Raw genomic sequence first — 17,439 nt, 5'->3', positions numbered from 1 at the left:
CCCCTGGGGAGAGGGAGAAAACCAGCGCCGTAATGTAATACCGTGCTCGAATGGTCCCCTCTCCCTTAGGGAGAGGGTTAGGGTGAGGGGTCAATACATTTAAATCCACCACAAGAAGCCCCATATATGAAGAATGCGACGTTCTATCTTCTGGACAACGAAACCACCGTTGATGGCTTAAGCGCCGTCGAGCAACTGGTGTGCGACGTTGCCGCAGAACGTTGGCGTAGCGGTAAGCGCGTGCTGATCGCCTGTGAGGATGAGCAGCAGGCTATTCGCCTGGATGAAGCGCTGTGGGCGCGCCCGGCGGAGAGCTTTGTGCCGCATAATCTCGCGGGTGAAGGCCCTCGGGGTGGAGCGCCGGTCGAGATTGCCTGGCCGCAAAAGCGTAACAGCAGCCCGCGCGATATACTGATCAGTCTGCGACTCAATTTCGCAGATTTTGCCACCGCTTTCACAGAAGTGATAGACTTCGTTCCTTACGAAGATTCGCTTAAACAACTGGCGCGCGAACGATACAAAGCTTACCGCGTGGCTGGTTTCAACCTGAACACGGCAACCTGGAAATAATGGAAAAGACATACAACCCAAACGATATCGAACAGCCGCTTTACGAGCACTGGGAAAAGCAGGGCTATTTCAAACCGAATGGCGATGAAAGCCAGGAAAGTTTCTGCATCATGATCCCGCCGCCGAACGTCACCGGCAGTTTGCATATGGGTCACGCCTTCCAGCAAACCATCATGGATACCATGATCCGCTACCAGCGCATGCAGGGTAAAAACACCCTCTGGCAGGCGGGGACCGACCATGCCGGTATCGCCACCCAGATGGTGGTTGAGCGCAAAATTGCCGCTGAAGAAGGTAAAACCCGTCACGACTATGGGCGCGATGCGTTCATCGACAAAATCTGGCAGTGGAAAGCCGAATCCGGCGGCACCATTACCCGTCAGATGCGCCGTCTTGGCAACTCCGTGGACTGGGAGCGCGAACGCTTCACCATGGATGAAGGCCTTTCCAATGCCGTGAAAGAAGTCTTCGTGCGCCTCTACAAAGAAGACCTGATTTACCGTGGCAAACGCCTGGTAAACTGGGACCCGAAACTGCGTACCGCCATCTCTGACCTCGAAGTGGAAAACCGCGAGTCCAAAGGCTCAATGTGGCATATCCGCTATCCGCTGGCCGATGGCGCGAAAACCGCAGACGGTAAAGATTATCTGGTTGTCGCCACCACCCGCCCGGAAACCGTGCTGGGCGATACTGGCGTGGCCGTTAACCCGGAAGATCCGCGTTATAAAGATCTCATCGGTAAATTCGTTGTCCTGCCGCTGGTTAACCGCCGAATTCCGATTGTGGGCGATGAACACGCCGACATGGAAAAAGGCACCGGCTGCGTGAAGATCACGCCAGCGCACGACTTTAATGACTATGAAGTCGGTCGTCGTCATCAGCTGCCGATGATCAACATTCTGACCTTTGACGGCGATATTCGCGAAACGGCGGAAGTGTACGACACCAAAGGTAACGAATCTGACGTTTATTCCAACGAGATCCCGGTTGAGTTCCAGAAACTGGAGCGTTTTGCCGCGCGTAAAGCGATCGTTGCCGCCGTTGATGCCCTTGGCCTGCTCGAAGAGATTAAACCGCACGACCTGACCGTTCCTTACGGCGACCGTGGCGGCGTGGTTATCGAACCGATGCTGACCGACCAGTGGTACGTGCGTGCCGATGTGCTGGCGAAACCGGCGGTTGAAGCGGTTGAAAACGGCGACATTCAGTTCGTACCGAAACAGTACGAAAACATGTACTTCTCCTGGATGCGCGATATTCAGGACTGGTGTATCTCTCGTCAACTGTGGTGGGGTCACCGCATCCCGGCATGGTATGACAACGACGGTAACGTCTATGTTGGTCGTAATGAAGACGAAGTACGCCAGGAAAATAACCTGAGCGCGGACGTTGCGCTGCGTCAGGACGAAGACGTTCTCGACACCTGGTTCTCCTCCGCGCTGTGGACCTTCTCCACGCTCGGCTGGCCGGAAAACACCGACGCTCTGCGTCAGTTCCACCCGACCAGCGTGATGGTTTCCGGTTTCGACATCATCTTCTTCTGGATTGCCCGCATGATCATGATGACCATGCACTTCATCAAAGATGAAGATGGCAAGCCGCAGGTGCCGTTCCACACCGTCTACATGACCGGCCTGATTCGTGATGACGAAGGCCAGAAGATGTCTAAATCCAAGGGTAACGTGATTGACCCGCTGGATATGGTTGACGGTATTTCGCTGGAAGACCTGCTGGAGAAACGCACCGGCAACATGATGCAGCCGCAGATGGCGGAGAAAATCCGTAAGCGTACCGAGAAACAGTTCCCGAACGGCATTGAGCCGCACGGCACCGACGCTCTGCGCTTCACCCTGGCGGCGCTGGCCTCTACCGGCCGCGACATCAATTGGGATATGAAGCGTCTGGAAGGTTATCGTAACTTCTGCAACAAACTGTGGAACGCCAGCCGCTTTGTGCTGTTGAACACCGAAGAGCAAGATTGCGGTTTCAACGGCGGCGAAATGACGCTCTCTCTGGCGGATCGCTGGATTCTGGCGGAATTCAACCAGACCGTGAAAGCGTACCGTGAAGCGCTGGATAGCTACCGCTTCGATATCGCTGCGGGCATTCTGTATGAATTCACCTGGAACCAGTTCTGCGACTGGTATCTGGAGCTGACCAAGCCAGTGATGACCGGGGGTTCCGAGGCTGAACTGCGCGGTACACGTAACACGCTGGTAACCGTGCTGGAAGGTCTGCTGCGCCTCGCGCATCCGATCATTCCTTTCATTACCGAAACCATCTGGCAGCGTGTGAAAGTGATTTGCGGTATCTCCGCCGACACCATCATGCTGCAGCCGTTCCCGGAATACGATGCGTCTCAGGTTGATGAAGCAGCGCTCGCCGACACCGAGTGGCTGAAGCAGGCGATCGTTGCCGTACGTAATATTCGTGCGGAAATGAACATCGCGCCGGGCAAACCGCTGGAACTGCTGCTGCGCGGTTGCAGTCAAGATGCACAGCGTCGTGTAAATGACAACCGTAGCTTCCTGCTGAACCTGGCGCGTCTGGAAAGCATCACCGTGTTGCCAGCCGATGACAAAGGCCCGGTATCCGTGACCAAAATCATCGACGGCGCAGAGCTGCTGATCCCGATGGCTGGCCTCATCAACAAAGACGATGAGCTGGCGCGTCTGGCAAAAGAAGTGGCGAAAATCGAAGGTGAAATCAGCCGCATCGAAAGCAAACTGTCTAACGAAGGCTTTGTGGCGCGCGCACCGGAAGCGGTGATCGCCAAAGAGCGTGAGAAGCTGGATGGTTACGCAGAAGCGAAAGCCAAGCTGATTGAACAGCAGGCGGTCATCGCCGCGCTGTAATGCCTTGAGGTTGTGCCTGTTTGTTTGCCGGATGGCGCGTTGCTTATCCGGCCTACATTCAGGCACCCGCCTGATTTTCCTTCCTGAATTATCCTCGCTTGCACTCACCTGCCCTGCGGTGTTATTAACTGCATATCTCCGTCATCATTTATTTCGAGTTTCGCTATGAGTGTTATATCTCCGGTCGCCGTCACGCTGCGCCCGCTCGCCGCTGACGATAATCCCGCTATTGCCAGCGTTATCCGTCAGGTCTCCGCCGAATATGGCCTGACCGCTGACAAAGGCTACACCGTTGCCGATCCGAATCTGGACGAGCTTTACCAGCTCTACAGCCAGCCAGGTGCCGCCTATTGGGTGGTTGAGCAAGATGGTCAAGTGGTTGGCGGTGGCGGCGTCGCCCCATTAGGCTGTAGCGAGCCGGATATCTGTGAATTGCAGAAAATGTATTTTCTCCCTTCCGTGCGCGGTCAGGGGTTGGCGAAGAAGTTAGCGCTGATGGCACTCGATCACGCGCGTGAACAGGGTTTTAAACACTGCTATCTCGAAACCACCGAGTTTCTGCGCGAAGCCATTGGTCTGTATGAACACTTAGGCTTCGAGCACATCAGCGAGCCGTTGGGTTGCACCGGCCACGTGGATTGTGAAGTGCGGATGCTGAAATCCCTTTGACGAAGAGCGGGCCGATTACTCCGCCGGACTGTTAAGCTTGCGAATAATAGCCGCCGCCCTTGGTAAAGGCGCGGCGAGCACCTCTTTCCAGTAGGCTATTTCAATGTCACAGATGATGCTGCTCTTGCTGAAGTTTTCAGGAGGAGATACCCGGTAATTGATATCTGTGCCAAAACGCGCACGTAACGTTTTCATTATAGACTGCATATCCTTCGTAGCCTGTTTGCTCTCAGCTTCCGTAATCTGATGCTTGTCCGGGCCATAGGAAGAGACAACCATATCTGACGTCGCTTTTTCAAAGCGCTTACGCATTTCGTAGGGAATGATTTTCAGCATAGTTTCACCATTAACAGGGCCATCAATTATGGGATAAAGTGCACGCAGACAATTGTCTTTGCTGTCTTTTGCGATAAGGTTCAAACGCTCCATACTACTTTTGCCAAAATCTATCACATTTTTATCCGCTGCTGAGGGTAATCTCTGCTGAATAAAACTGGCAACTATCGGCTGAAGCGCTCGCCCAACTTCATGAGGATCTTTATTTTTCGTTTCGATCAACAGCAGTCCATCATAAATTTCCTGCCAGGCCTGTGGGTCGTATTTTCGGATAACTTCCATGATATCATTGCTTTTTAATGCACCCAATGTTGCATTTTCGGACGTATCCTGATTATTTAGCCATGTAATCGCAGCGACAAAAATAATAGTGCACGCTAATAACATAACCTTGTTCTTTGTGATCATGATTAAATTCATTCCATTGATATTTTAGACGAGATAATAATTCTCACATATCAATAATAATATTGATAGTAGGATATATTATCTCTGTATTAGTGAAATGAAAATTAGATCGGCACACCACTATGAAAACGAAACTCCGCATCCGGCGTGCTAATTAATGCGGCTTCCACTTCACCAAAGAAGCGCACACGCGGAGTAATATCCGTTTTCGATACCTGCTGCGCCAGCGCCAGGTAATCCTGATAATGGCGGGCTTCAGAACGCAGCAGTGAGAGATAAAACTTCTGCAATGGCTCATCGAGATACGGCGCCAGCGCGGCAAAACGCTCGCAGGAACGCGCTTCGATATAAGCCCCGCAAATCAGTTTATCAATCAACGTCAACGGCTCGTGCGTGCGCACCTCTTTTAGCATGCCTTTCGCGTAGCGGCTGGCGGTTATCTTCACATAGGGGATCTGACGCGCGGTCATGGCTTCGCGCACCTGCCAGAAGTGATGCAGTTCCTCTTTGATCAACAGCACCATGCTGTCGATCAACGCTTGCCCCCACGGGTCGTCGGTCTGCGGCATGACGCTTTTACCGATTTGCTTATGCAGTGCGACAAAATCCGGCTCCGGCCCATCGCGAAACGCAAACGCTTCATACGGCTGTAGCCACGCCAGCAACGCGTCCGCGCCTTGCTTATCAGCGACATATTTACGCACCAGCAGCATGGCGGTTTGCGCAGCTTTGAGCTCGCATACCAGATGGTCGGTTAACAAAAGCGGCAGATTCACCGGGTCACGGGCTTTATCAAGCCAGGTCTGCGGCGTGGTGCACTGAAGAAAATTGAGAACAGGGGAGAGAATTTGCGGGTAATCCATGCTTTATCCTTGCCCCACGGCAGCGGGCGCTGCCGTGGGTGAGTGATGCTTAGTGACGTACACCATCATCATCTTCGTCGACGTCATCTTCGTCGTCGCCTTCTTCGCCGTTAGGATCTTCGTAGTAAGTGCCCCAACCGTCATACTCGACTTCAAACTTCTCGGCCAGCGTCATCAGTTGCTCAACCTGCGCGTCGATCAGATCGGCATTCAGCGCGGATTCGCTGAGGATATCGCAGCAGATGACGGTGTCGCCCTCTTCCACTTCCAGCTCTTCCGGCTCGGTCACTTCGTAGCCCATTTTGAAGGCTTCAACCGCAAACTTCTCCAGCGCGTCGAAGTCATCGGCAGAGAGGTGGTGTTCAATGGTATACAGCGCATCAGGATCGCTGCCGTCTTCCAGCAGTTCTTCAATGATCAGGCGCGTCTCTTCACGCTGCTCTTCCAGTAATTCCGGGTTTGCCATGGCTCGTTCCTCGTAATGTGGCGTTACTCTTATTGTCACATACCGCAAGCATTGCCTCCACCTTTCCGCGAAAGATTTGTGCACCGGGGTTGCAATTGCATATTCATACATATAAATTGAATTTTAATTCAATAAGTGGCCTAAGCCATGCGAGGACAAGATGCCGAATTTTTATCAGAAGCACTTTTTAAAATTACTCGATTTCACCCCTGCCGAGCTGAACACGCTGCTGCAACTCGCCGCCCAACTGAAAGCCGATAAAAAAAGCGGCAAAGAGGCGCCAAAACTGACCGGTAAAAACATCGCGCTCATCTTCGAAAAAGACTCAACCCGCACACGATGCTCTTTCGAAGTTGCCGCATACGATCAGGGCGCTCGCGTGACCTATCTCGGCCCAAGCGGCAGCCAGATTGGCCATAAAGAATCGATTAAAGACACCGCCCGCGTGCTGGGCCGCATGTATGACGGTATTCAATATCGCGGCTACGGGCAGGAGATTGTCGAAACGCTGGCGCAGTACGCGGGTGTGCCGGTGTGGAACGGTCTCACCAACGAATTTCATCCGACACAATTGCTGGCTGATTTGCTCACCATGCAGGAGCATTTACCGGGTAAAGCGTTCAATGAGATGACGCTGGTTTATGCAGGCGACGCGCGTAACAACATGGGCAATTCAATGCTGGAAGCCGCCGCGTTAACCGGGCTGGATTTACGTCTGGTCGCCCCGCAGGCCTGCTGGCCGGAAGAGAGCCTGGTGACCGAGTGCAAAGCGCTGGCGCAAAAGAATGGCGGTAACATTACCCTTACCGAAGATATTGCGGCGGGCGTGAAAGGCGCGGACTTTATTTACACCGACGTGTGGGTATCTATGGGCGAAGCCAAAGAGAAATGGGCAGAACGCATTGCGCTGCTGCGTGATTATCAGGTGAATAGCCAGATGATGTCGCTCACCGGCAACCCGCAGGTGAAATTCCTTCACTGCCTGCCTGCCTTCCATGATGACCAGACCACGCTCGGCCAAAAAATGGCCGAAGAGTATGGGATGCACGGTGGGATGGAAGTTACCGATGAGGTATTTGAATCCCCGGCAAGCATCGTTTTCGACCAGGCCGAAAACCGCATGCACACCATCAAAGCGGTGATGGTGGCGACGTTAAGCCAGTAAGAAATTATCTCTCCGGCCTGTATGCTGTGTGCATCCAGGCCGGGAAAGACGTTTACTCAACCAACATCTTCACCACAATCTTGCGCACTTTCGCGGGCGCGCCGACCGCACACAGCGGCTTATGCACTTCCCCCGGGTAGAACACCACAAAATCGCCTTCGTTCAGAATAACGGTTTTCTCTTCTTTTCCTTCCGGCAGGAAAGCGATGTCTTTATCTGCCAGCCAGTCGGTCTCCGGCGCGCCCGCAGGCAGCGTGCTGAAGGTCATCCCCTCCTGGCCTTTCACCAAAATCTGGATATCCAGATAACGTGCGTGATACTCGGCACGACGTTTTTCACACGGCTCGGTCATATCTTCCGCTACCAGATAAAAGGCGCGGTCACCGTCGATAGGGTGTTTGCCCAACGCGGTCGCATCGTTCACTTCGGCCTTAACATGCGCGATCGCCTGGCGCAGCGCTTCCGGCAGCCACGGCTGCACATTATGGATGTTGCCAACAATCATGGTAATACCTCAATTAAAACATCGTTTCATTTTTAGTTGTTATACGAGAATTCAGGCTGCCATACCACTACTTTTTGGTGGGGATTTGCGCTGGCGCATAGTTATTGCAAATAATGTAAAATCGATGTTAATTCTGAGGATGATTTATACAGATTATGTGCATAAAACACATAAGAAGCCTTTGCTATCTCTCTATAAACAATTGAATAAAAGAGATTTATTAAAAAAACCAATGCCAGCTCACATTTTACTTTGCTATATTTCTACGCGTTTATGAAATAGTTATTTGTATTTTTACAGGTGAATTTCCAATATCTTTCTTAAAAACATGCATAGCTATTCTAACTGATTTTAAAAAATCAATTCATTCAATATGTTAACTGACACTAAAATCTATAAACCTGATACATAAAATTAACAGCGATAAATAACAGGTTGCATAATTGCTTATTCATTCAAAAAACCCCGCTCTTTAATTTATTGATTTTCGACATGGCTCATGCATTTCAAAACAAATACCTTCGAGAATCTTCAATGCGACAGCGATCACATTTAATAAAAATCAAAAAAAGGATATTGGCGGCGAATTAAATATGAATCCAACGAGCTATTGCACTTATTAAGCGCATAGCTACTGCCCGTTTATTCTTGAATTTTATCGAAAGGAATAATAATGGAAAATCATTACGTCGGGTCTGAAATAGGCCAATTGCGAAGTGTACTGCTACATCGCCCCAATCTCAGCCTGAAGCGCCTGACACCTTCTAACTGTCAGGAACTGTTATTTGATGATGTATTATCCGTTGAGCGTGCAGGTCAGGAACATGATGCTTTTGCCAATACGCTTCGACAACAGGGCATCGAAGTTCTGCTACTCACCGACCTTCTCACACAAACGGTTGATATTCAGGAGGCTAAAGACTGGCTACTGAACACCCAGGTCTCTGATTATCGACTGGGCCCCGTCTTTGCCAATGATGTACGGGGCTGGCTCGCCGACCTGCCACATCGCGAACTGGCGCGTCATTTGAGCGGTGGACTGACCTACGGAGAAATCCCCGTCTGTATTAAAAATATGGTCGTGGATACCCACGAGGCGAATGATTTCATTATGAAACCCTTGCCCAACCATTTATTCACGAGAGACACATCTTGTTGGATCTATAACGGTGTATCTATTAATCCAATGGCAAAGCAAGCTCGCCAGCGCGAAACAAATAATCTTCGCGCGATCTATCGATGGCATCCTGCTTTTGCAAATGGCGATTTTATTAAATATTTTGGCGACGAAAATATTAACTATGACCATTCTACGCTGGAAGGCGGTGATGTTTTAGTTATTGGTCGTGGCGCAGTATTAATTGGCATGTCTGAACGTACAACACCACAGGGAATTGAATTCCTCGCCAGTGCGCTATTTAAGAATAAACAAGCTGAACGTGTTATTGCGCTTGAACTCCCAAAACACCGTTCATGCATGCATCTCGACACCGTCATGACTCATCTGGATGTCGATACGTTCTCCGTTTATCCCGAAGTCGTGCGTAAGGACGCTCAGTGCTGGACGCTCACGCCGGACGGTCACGGCGGCATCACGCGTAGCGAAGAGAGGGACTTTCTGCACGCCATCGAAAAAGCGCTGGGTATCTCTCAGATACGGCTCATCACCACCGGCGGCGATGCCTTCGAAGCCGAGCGTGAGCAGTGGAATGACGCCAACAATGTCCTCACTCTGCGGCCCGGAGTTGTCGTTGGCTACGAACGCAATATCTGGACTAACGAAAAATATGACAAAGCGGGCATCACCGTTTTACCCATTCCCGGTGATGAACTTGGTCGCGGCCGTGGCGGCGCGCGCTGCATGAGTTGCCCTTTAGAACGTGACGGTATTTAAGGAGAGCGTCATGACGATAAAACCAACATTAGTCGTAGCACTGGGCGGTAATGCACTGCTCAAACGTGGTGAACCGCTTGAGGCCGATATTCAGCGTAAAAATATTGAAGTTGCAGCTAAAACGATCGCCCTGCTCACTCAACAATGGCAGGTAATACTTGTGCATGGCAACGGTCCGCAGGTTGGCCTGTTAGCTCTGCAAAACGGAGCCTATGAAAAAGTCACGCCCTACCCCCTCGATATTCTGGGCGCAGAAAGTCAGGGAATGATTGGCTACATGCTACAGCAGGCGCTCAAAAATCAGCTCCCACAACGCGAGGTGAGCGTTCTGCTGACGCAAGTTGAGGTCGATGCCAAAGATCCGGCATTTAGCAATCCAACGAAATACATTGGGCCTATTTATGACGTTGCCCAGGCGGGTTCCCTGCAGAAAGAAAAAGGCTGGGACTTTAAACCTGACGGTTCATCCTTCCGCCGGGTGGTACCGTCACCGCAGCCAAAACGCATCGTCGAAAGCGATGCTATTAACGCGTTGATAGCCCGTGACCATCTGGTGATTTGTAACGGCGGCGGCGGTGTGCCCGTGATCGAAAAAGCGGATGGCTATCACGGGATTGAAGCCGTCATCGACAAAGATCTCTCCGCTGCTTTGTTGGCAAAACAGATCCACGCCGATGCCCTGCTGATCCTGACCGATGCCGATGCTGTCTATCTCGATTGGGGTAAACCAACCCAACGCCCGCTCGCCCAGGTGACGCCAGAACTCCTCAATGAAATGCAGTTCGATGCAGGTTCAATGGGGCCAAAAGTCACTGCTTGCGCCAATTTTGTCAGCCAATGCCATGGAATAGCAGGTATTGGCTCATTAGAAGATGGCCCTGCCATTCTCGACGGTGAAAAAGGCACGCTAATTCGTATGGAAAACACCGTTTCTCATGCGTAACCCTTCTGATATTAGTAAGGATATCGAAATGACCCTTTCTCTGAAAAACCGTAATTTTCTTAAACTACTCGACTATACCCCGAGCGAAATCCAGTACCTCATCGATCTCTCTATTGAATTAAAAGCCGCTAAAAAAGCAGGTTGCGAGAAGAAAACCCTGACGGGTAAAAACATCGCACTGATTTTTGAAAAAACATCCACGCGCACCCGCTGCGCTTTCGAAGTCGCGGCATTTGATCAGGGGGCGCAAATCACTTATCTCGGCCCAAGCGGTTCCCAAATCGGCCACAAAGAGTCAATGAAAGACACTGCTCGTGTTCTGGGCCGGATGTATGACGGCATTGAATACAGAGGCTTTGGTCAATCTATCGTAGAGGAGTTAGGAGAATTTGCGGGCGTACCCGTATGGAACGGCCTGACGGATGAGTTTCATCCGACGCAAATTCTCGCAGACTTAATGACCATGTTAGAGCATGCGCCAGGTAAGACACTGCCTGAACTGAGCTTTGCCTACCTGGGTGATGCCCGCAACAACATGGGCAATTCCCTGATGGTTGGCGCAGCAAAAATGGGCATGGATATACGCCTGGTGGCACCAAAAAGTTTCTGGCCAGATGAAGCCCTTGTCGCGCAATGCCGCCGCATAGCGGCTGAGACCGGCGCACGTATCACGCTGACTGAAGATGTCGAAGAAGGTGTGTACGGTACAGACTTTCTCTACACCGACGTTTGGGTGTCAATGGGCGAGCCGAAAGAAGCCTGGGCAGAGCGCGTTAGCCTGATGAAGCCGTATCAAATCAACCAGACTGTCATCGATGCCACGGGCAATCCGCAGGTCAAGTTCATGCACTGCCTACCCGCTTTCCATAATGAGCAGACAAAAGTTGGCCGCGAAATCGAAGTGGCCTATGGCCTTAAGGGGCTGGAAGTGACGGAGGAAGTTTTTGAATCTTCCCACTCCATCGTTTTCGATGAAGCTGAAAACCGCATGCATACCATTAAAGCGGTGATGGTCGCCACGCTCGGCAGCTAACAGTTACGACAACAGCCGGAGGTTCTCTCCGGCTATCTCCCCCGTCAGTGGGGTTCAAGCTCAAGGAAGCTGGATCATGTCGACATTTAAATTTCCCTCGGCGTACACCATTCTTTTTATCCTCATTGCCTTAGTCGCCGTACTGAGCTGGGTGGTTCCGGCCGGACAGTATCAGATGGCAATGAATGAAGCATTGGGCAAAGAAGTGCCTGTAGCAGGAACTTATGCATACGTTGCTGCCCATCCACAGGGGCTTATTGCCGTTTTAATGGCGCCGATTAGTGGGCTGTACGATCCCGATACGGGGCAGGCTGGTGCGATTGATGTCGCCCTGTTTATTCTCATTATTGGCGGTTTTCTGGGGATTGTGACCCGAACCGGGGCAATTGATGCGGGAATTGAACGCGTCACGACCATACTTGCTGGCAGGGAAGAGTGGATGATCCCCATCCTGATGGCGCTTTTTGCCGCCGGAGGCACTATTTATGGGATGGCGGAGGAGTCACTCCCCTTCTACACCCTGCTGGTGCCCATCATGATGGCAGCACGATTTGATCCGCTGGTCGCCGCCTCGACGATCCTGCTGGGCGCGGGGATCGGTACGTTGGGATCAACAATCAACCCTTTCGCAACCGTCATTGCCGCCAATGCAGCAGGAATACCGTTTACTGACGGCATTGGGCTCCGGCTGGCAATACTGATTGTCGGTTGGGTCATTTGTACTGCCTGGGTAATGCGCTATGCGCGAAAAGTACGCCGCGATCCTTCGCTATCGATTGTTGCCGACAAAATGGCAGAAAATCAGGCGCATTTTTTAGGTAATAAATCATCACAATCGCTGGAATTTACGCCGGTTCGGAAACTCATTCTCCTCATTTTTGCGCTGGCCTTCGCGGTAATGATTTACGGCGTTTCGGTTCAGGGGTGGTGGATGGCGGAGATCTCCACTGTTTTTCTCGCCTCGGCGATCGTTGTGGGCATTATTGCCCGCATGAGTGAAGAGGAGCTTACCTCAACCTTTATCAATGGCGCTCGCGATCTGCTGGGCGTGGCTCTCATCATTGGCATTGCACGCGGCATCGTCGTGATTATGGACAAAGGCATGATTACCCATACCATTCTGCACAGTGCGGAAGGCATTGTCGGTGGTCTACCCTCTATCGCATTTATCAACGTGATGTACTGGCTCGAGGTCGTACTTTCATTTCTGGTTCCATCTTCCTCCGGCCTCGCCGTACTCACTATGCCCATCATGGCGCCACTCGCCGACTTTGCGAACGTGAATCGTGAGCTTGTTGTCACTGCTTATCAGTCCGCATCAGGCATTGTTAATCTGGTCACGCCGACCTCAGCCGTCGTAATGGGTGGACTGGCAATCGCCCGTGTTCCCTATATCCGTTATCTGCGATGGATTATGCCATTGCTGGTCATTTTGACCGTACTTGTCACGGTGACACTAAGCCTCGGCGCACTGTTGTAGCGTGTCTGTCTGCAAGGTTACCTTGGCAGGTAACCTTCTGATTAAATTTCATTTTAAGCTCATGTTCCGCTAACCGTTTCCGGTTTAATAGTCAAAGAGGGAATGAATGAAGGATATCAACAACAATGAGGCACGTGAACAACTCCAGCTTGCGGCATGTCAACAACTCGTCCTGGGAAAAACCTATCTCTCGCAGGAGGAAATACGCCGAGATTTACAACGCTATGGCTTTGACGCGATTAGCCAGTCAACGGTTTCCCGACTGTTGAAAATACTTGGAATTATAAAAATTCGAAACGCAAAAGGACAAAAAATTTATTCTCTGAATCCGTTATCACAACCGACCCCCAACGCCGCACGCACGGTGTCGGAAATGGTGGTCAGCATGGAACATAACGACGAATTTGTCCTTATCCACACGGTAGCCGGTTATGCCCGCGCTATCGCCAAAATACTGGATTATCACGCCCTGCCAGAGATTCTTGGCGTCGTCGCCTGTAGCAATATTGTCTGGGTAGCGCCGCGCGACGTAAAACGAACAGGCCTGGTCTATCGCAACATTAAAAATGTACTAAAAATGAATATTCATTCAACAACAATCGTTTCCCATGGATAAAGTGTGCATTAATCTCTTGCTTCAAAAACAGACCTGCGTATAATCCCGTCCCGTTTGCCGGGAGGAATTATGGTTCAGTGTGTACGACATCGCGTCTTACCGCGTCTGAAAACAGACGCTGGCCTGCCGTTTTCTTTCCGTTGCTCACTCATTCTCGAAGCCCCTTATTTAAGGGGCTTTTTTTTTGCGCAGGCGTCAGGAGAAAAACATGGCTAATCCGCTGTATCAAAAACATATCATTTCCATCAACGACCTGAGTCGCGACGATCTGGAACTGGTACTGGCTACCGCTGCAAAGCTGAAAGCAAACCCGCAACCGGAATTGCTGAAGCACAAAGTGATTGCCAGCTGTTTCTTCGAGGCGTCAACCCGTACCCGCTTGTCGTTTGAAACCTCAATGCATCGCCTGGGCGCGAGCGTGGTCGGTTTCTCCGACAGCAACAACACCTCGCTGGGTAAAAAAGGCGAAACGCTGGCGGATACCATTTCGGTGATTAGCACCTACGTCGACGCCATCGTGATGCGTCACCCGCAAGAAGGCGCTTCGCGTCTGGCGACCGAGTTCTCCGGCGGCATTCCGGTGTTAAACGCCGGTGACGGCGCCAACCAGCATCCGACGCAAACGCTGCTCGACCTCTTCACCATTCAGGAAACGCAGGGCCGCCTGGAAAATCTCAACGTGGCGATGGTCGGCGACCTGAAATATGGCCGCACCGTTCACTCCCTGACCCAGGCGCTGGCGAAATTTAACGGCAACCGCTTCTACTTTATCGCCCCGGACGCGCTGGCGATGCCGCAGTACATCCTGGATATGCTCGACGAGAAAGACATTCCCTGGAGCCTCCACTCTTCCATTGAGGAGGTCATGGCGGAAGTCGATATCCTTTATATGACGCGCGTGCAGAAAGAGCGTCTGGACCCGTCAGAATACGCCAACGTGAAGGCGCAGTTCGTGCTGCGCGCCGCCGACCTGGAAGGCGCACGCGACAATATGAAAGTGCTACACCCGCTGCCGCGTATTGACGAAATCACCACGGATGTCGATAAAACGCCGCACGCCTGGTACTTCCAGCAGGCTGGCAACGGTATCTTCGCTCGCCAGGCGTTACTGGCACTGGTTCTGACTCGCGACCTGGATCTGTAAGGGGAAATGACTATGACACACGATAACAAACTTCAGGTAGAAGCCATCAAACGTGGCACGGTAATCGACCATATCCCGGCGCAGGTAGGCTTTAAGCTGCTGACCCTGTTCAAACTGACTGAGACAGACCAACGCATCACCATCGGCCTGAATCTGCCTTCCGGCGAAATGGGCCGCAAGGACCTGATTAAAATCGAAAATACCTTCCTGACCGACGAGCAGGTCAACCAGCTTTCCCTGTATGCCCCGCAGGCGACGGTGAATCGCATCGATGAATACGAAGTGGTCGGCAAATCGCGCCCAAGCTTACCGGAACGTATTGATAACGTGCTGGTTTGCCCGAACAGCAACTGCATCAGCCACGCCGAGCCGGTTTCATCCAGCTTTGCAGTGAAAAAACGCGCCGATGATATCGCACTCAAATGTAAATACTGCGAAAAAGAGTTTTCCCATTATGTGGTGCTGGCCAACTAATTGAGGTTGGTAATGAAATCCCGGCTGTTATAATGGCCGGGAACATTCTTAACGCTGTAATTCTGGAGAAAACATGAGCAAAGTACTCGCGACGGAAAATGCACCAGCAGCTATCGGCCCATACGTTCAGGGCGTTGATCTGGGTAGCATGATCATCACCTCCGGCCAGATCCCGGTAAACCCGAAAACCGGTGAAGTGCCGGAAGACGTAGCCGCTCAGGCGCGTCAGTCGCTGGATAACGTAAAAGCAATCGTTGAATCAGCTGGCCTGAAAGTCGGCGATATTGTGAAAACTACCGTTTTCGTGAAAGATCTTAACGATTTCGCGACCGTTAACGCCACTTATGAAGCCTTCTTCACTGAGCACAATGCCACCTTCCCGGCACGTTCTTGTGTGGAAGTTGCACGTCTGCCGAAAGACGTAAAAATTGAAATTGAAGCGATTGCGGTACGTCGCTAATAGTTCAAAGGACTCTAAACATTAGAGTCCTTTCTCTTAACGTGTTAAGTGCATGGTACGAGCGGAACAATTACCTGTTTTCCTTGATTAACAACAGTGATTGATTGGCTATTGATACTATTAATAGACCAGTGATTAAATGTGGTGATGTTGTTTTCAACATTCTCAATCCTTTCAGATATACAGGCAATCCCTAACACCCATCGCCATCTTGATTTATAGATATTGAGGTAGACGCTCTTCTGCTTCTGATATCGAGATACAGGCATGATTTCAAGAGTGTAAAAATCGTCGTCTTTAATAATTAACTCAATAAGATGATTATACCGTTGTGCCGTATCTACCGAGAAAAAACATAAAAACAGGCAACAAATCATAATGATACATTTTAACTTTAACGGTAGTACTTTCACGTAAACCTCACGAGGCCAAAATATTAATTCCATGTATTATTTCACGGTTGTTTTTTAGGCATTCAATCGTGATGACAGGGGCTCTACTATTTGTATAACCCTTTAAGCCCATTATTTTTTGATAAGAATACCGATAAGGTTGAGAAATGCTTTTACGACGAACATCGACTTGGCTAAGTATGATATTATCATTTCTGATATCGGCAAAAATGTACAACCCACGCTGGTAAGTCTCATGATTATATGGGATACCATCCATATTATTTTGACACCATTTTACTGCCAGAACTTGCGAACTTTCCTTAATAGGTTGAAAACAAATTATTACAATGTGAACTGTAAATAAAAGGAATAACCAGAAAACTATATTCGCTGCTTTTGAGAGGTAACGTGAGGTAAACGGATTAATCATCCCAGGTCACCTCTTTTTCAATTACTCCCTTAATATTATACTCTCTGGCAAGGCACTCCTGATGAAACCGCCCCATAAAGCGGTCTGTCACCGGTATAACACCGCCTAAACGCACTCCCGAATCCGGTTTATTTATATTCCAATTATATCTATCAAAAAAATGGAATTGAAATTTAAGGCTATAGTTGCAACGAGGGTCCTTAGTATTATCAGAAGGATGATAAATCTCTTTTACAATCACATGCCCCTTTCCCCAATATTGATATCCTCCAATTGCGTAGAAGAGATCTGCATTATTAGATATAAAATCACCATAGTTAATTTTTTTTGACGAAAAATAATGTTCTCCCGGAGGGAGAGTTCGACAGAACATGATAGCTTGATTTAATTCATTTTGATATGCACCTCTTAATGAAGATGATTTTTACATTATATCAGAGAGATCGACATGCAAATCCTCCCCCGTATTATTAAAATAATGCATAAGATGCTGCTGCGCATAAGGATAACGATACTTTAAAAAAAGATTACCATCTACAGCTCTTTTTAAATAATGCTCATAATAATAAAGCTTATCGGAAAAATGGCCCATACTACACCATGGCCCACTACCTTCATCGCTTTTTAGTGGCGGGTCATTCCGACTTAAATGATATTCAGACATAATATTCTCCTTTAACATTCAGCGAATATTAAAGGAGAAACACAAATTTTAATGACTCAATGGTAGAAG

20 protein-coding genes and 2 pseudogenes are annotated in these 17,439 nt (G+C 50.1%); 14 read left to right on the top strand and 8 right to left on the bottom strand.

Annotated features, from left to right (window positions below):
- Nucleotides 1–126 precede the first annotated feature (126 nt).
- The 3 genes from holC (at nt 127) to F0Q32_RS09915 (ending at nt 4,094) form a co-directional block, all read left to right on the top strand.
- Nucleotides 127–570: a DNA polymerase III subunit chi gene (gene holC, locus F0Q32_RS09925; protein WP_108476199.1), complete on the top strand. Its 444-nt coding sequence runs from the start codon at nt 127–129 to the stop codon at nt 568–570.
- On the top strand, nt 570–3,425 hold the full coding sequence (locus F0Q32_RS09920; RefSeq protein ID WP_149462929.1) for a valine--tRNA ligase: 2,856 nt from the start codon (nt 570–572) through the stop codon (nt 3,423–3,425). Before holC ends, F0Q32_RS09920 begins: the two co-directional genes overlap by 1 nt.
- 165 nt (nt 3,426–3,590) lie before the next feature.
- Nucleotides 3,591–4,094, top strand: a complete 504-nt coding sequence (locus F0Q32_RS09915) for a GNAT family N-acetyltransferase (protein WP_149462928.1) — start codon at nt 3,591–3,593, stop codon at nt 4,092–4,094.
- Between the two features lie 15 nt (nt 4,095–4,109).
- Here F0Q32_RS09915 and F0Q32_RS09910 read toward each other — a convergent pair whose 3' ends face one another.
- The 3 genes from F0Q32_RS09910 to rraB all read right to left on the bottom strand — a co-directional run bounded on the left by F0Q32_RS09910 (nt 4,110) and on the right by rraB (nt 6,167).
- Nucleotides 4,110–4,838: a hypothetical protein gene (locus tag F0Q32_RS09910; RefSeq protein ID WP_149462927.1), complete on the bottom strand. Its 729-nt coding sequence runs from the start codon at nt 4,836–4,838 to the stop codon at nt 4,110–4,112.
- Nucleotides 4,839–4,942: 104 nt separating this feature from the next.
- Nucleotides 4,943–5,701, bottom strand: coding sequence for a tRNA isopentenyl-2-thiomethyl-A-37 hydroxylase MiaE (gene miaE / locus F0Q32_RS09905; protein WP_149462926.1), 759 nt, complete (start codon nt 5,699–5,701; stop codon nt 4,943–4,945).
- A 49-nt stretch (nt 5,702–5,750) separates the two neighbouring features.
- Nucleotides 5,751–6,167, bottom strand: coding sequence for a ribonuclease E inhibitor RraB (gene rraB / locus F0Q32_RS09900; protein ID WP_149462925.1), 417 nt, complete (start codon nt 6,165–6,167; stop codon nt 5,751–5,753).
- A 160-nt stretch (nt 6,168–6,327) separates the two neighbouring features.
- On the opposite strand from rraB, the gene argF (F0Q32_RS09895) reads away from it, so the two are divergent.
- Nucleotides 6,328–7,332 carry an ornithine carbamoyltransferase gene (argF, locus tag F0Q32_RS09895; protein ID WP_149462924.1) on the top strand — a complete coding sequence of 335 codons (1,005 nt, stop codon included), beginning with the start codon at nt 6,328–6,330 and terminating at the stop codon, nt 7,330–7,332.
- A 52-nt stretch (nt 7,333–7,384) separates the two neighbouring features.
- On the opposite strand, the gene F0Q32_RS09890 is transcribed toward argF (F0Q32_RS09895), so the two are convergent.
- Nucleotides 7,385–7,837 carry a YhcH/YjgK/YiaL family protein gene (locus tag F0Q32_RS09890; RefSeq protein ID WP_149462923.1) on the bottom strand — a complete coding sequence of 151 codons (453 nt, stop codon included), beginning with the start codon at nt 7,835–7,837 and terminating at the stop codon, nt 7,385–7,387.
- Between the two features lie 673 nt (nt 7,838–8,510).
- Between F0Q32_RS09890 and arcA the strand changes: the two genes are divergently transcribed.
- From arcA to F0Q32_RS09865, 5 genes are all read left to right on the top strand, one after another.
- Nucleotides 8,511–9,731 carry an arginine deiminase gene (gene arcA, locus F0Q32_RS09885; protein WP_149462922.1) on the top strand — a complete coding sequence of 407 codons (1,221 nt, stop codon included), beginning with the start codon at nt 8,511–8,513 and terminating at the stop codon, nt 9,729–9,731.
- Nucleotides 9,732–9,741: 10 nt separating this feature from the next.
- On the top strand, nt 9,742–10,674 hold the full coding sequence (gene arcC / locus F0Q32_RS09880) for a carbamate kinase (protein WP_149462921.1): 933 nt from the start codon (nt 9,742–9,744) through the stop codon (nt 10,672–10,674).
- Nucleotides 10,675–10,702: 28 nt separating this feature from the next.
- Entirely contained in the window at nt 10,703–11,707 is a 1,005-nt protein-coding gene (argF, locus tag F0Q32_RS09875) for an ornithine carbamoyltransferase (protein ID WP_149462920.1), read from the top strand.
- Between the two features lie 76 nt (nt 11,708–11,783).
- Nucleotides 11,784–13,187 (top strand): YfcC family protein, encoded by a 1,404-nt coding sequence (locus F0Q32_RS09870; RefSeq protein ID WP_149462919.1) that lies wholly within the window; start codon nt 11,784–11,786, stop codon nt 13,185–13,187.
- A gap of 106 nt (nt 13,188–13,293) precedes the next feature.
- Complete coding sequence (locus tag F0Q32_RS09865; protein WP_149462918.1) at nt 13,294–13,803, top strand: arginine repressor; 510 nt, start codon at nt 13,294–13,296, stop codon at nt 13,801–13,803.
- A gap of 24 nt (nt 13,804–13,827) precedes the next feature.
- Here F0Q32_RS09865 and F0Q32_RS26495 read toward each other — a convergent pair.
- A pseudogene (locus F0Q32_RS26495) lies at nt 13,828–13,893 on the bottom strand (hypothetical protein); the annotation flags it as partial.
- Between F0Q32_RS26495 and F0Q32_RS26490 the strand changes: the two are divergent.
- The 5 genes and pseudogenes from F0Q32_RS26490 to ridA form a co-directional block, all read left to right on the top strand.
- A pseudogene (locus tag F0Q32_RS26490) lies at nt 13,873–13,938 on the top strand (pyrBI operon leader peptide); the annotation flags it as partial. The pseudogenes F0Q32_RS26495 and F0Q32_RS26490 sit on opposite strands and share 21 nt — an antisense overlap.
- Before the next feature lie 5 nt (nt 13,939–13,943).
- Nucleotides 13,944–14,060 (top strand): pyrBI operon leader peptide, encoded by a 117-nt coding sequence (locus F0Q32_RS26485; protein ID WP_253898330.1) that lies wholly within the window; start codon nt 13,944–13,946, stop codon nt 14,058–14,060.
- A complete protein-coding gene (pyrB, locus tag F0Q32_RS09855) occupies nt 14,012–14,947 on the top strand; it encodes an aspartate carbamoyltransferase (RefSeq protein ID WP_149462917.1) in 936 nt (311 codons plus the stop codon). The genes F0Q32_RS26485 and pyrB overlap by 49 nt, the downstream gene beginning before the upstream one ends.
- Nucleotides 14,948–14,959: 12 nt before the next feature.
- The gene (gene pyrI / locus F0Q32_RS09850) at nt 14,960–15,421 is read left to right on the top strand and encodes an aspartate carbamoyltransferase regulatory subunit (protein ID WP_149462916.1); all 462 of its coding nucleotides are present in this window, start codon (nt 14,960–14,962) and stop codon (nt 15,419–15,421) included.
- Nucleotides 15,422–15,494: 73 nt separating this feature from the next.
- Nucleotides 15,495–15,881 (top strand): 2-iminobutanoate/2-iminopropanoate deaminase, encoded by a 387-nt coding sequence (gene ridA / locus F0Q32_RS09845; RefSeq protein ID WP_149462915.1) that lies wholly within the window; start codon nt 15,495–15,497, stop codon nt 15,879–15,881.
- A gap of 420 nt (nt 15,882–16,301) precedes the next feature.
- Here the strand turns inward: ridA and F0Q32_RS09840 are convergent, their stop codons facing one another.
- Genes F0Q32_RS09840 through F0Q32_RS26475 form a run of 3 tightly spaced genes read right to left on the bottom strand, consistent with a single transcriptional unit; the run spans nt 16,302 to nt 17,370 of the window.
- Complete coding sequence (locus F0Q32_RS09840) at nt 16,302–16,706, bottom strand: hypothetical protein (RefSeq protein WP_149462914.1); 405 nt, start codon at nt 16,704–16,706, stop codon at nt 16,302–16,304.
- Entirely contained in the window at nt 16,699–17,079 is a 381-nt protein-coding gene (locus F0Q32_RS26480) for a hypothetical protein (protein WP_255475252.1), read from the bottom strand. The genes F0Q32_RS09840 and F0Q32_RS26480 overlap by 8 nt, the downstream gene beginning before the upstream one ends.
- A gap of 51 nt (nt 17,080–17,130) precedes the next feature.
- Entirely contained in the window at nt 17,131–17,370 is a 240-nt protein-coding gene (locus F0Q32_RS26475) for a hypothetical protein (protein WP_255475251.1), read from the bottom strand.
- Nucleotides 17,371–17,439 lie beyond the last annotated feature (69 nt).

It is taken from the genome of Pseudocitrobacter sp. 73, assembly GCF_008369545.1.
GTDB lineage: Bacteria > Pseudomonadota > Gammaproteobacteria > Enterobacterales > Enterobacteriaceae > Pseudocitrobacter > Pseudocitrobacter vendiensis.
This window is presented reverse-complemented; position numbering and strand designations above follow the sequence as displayed.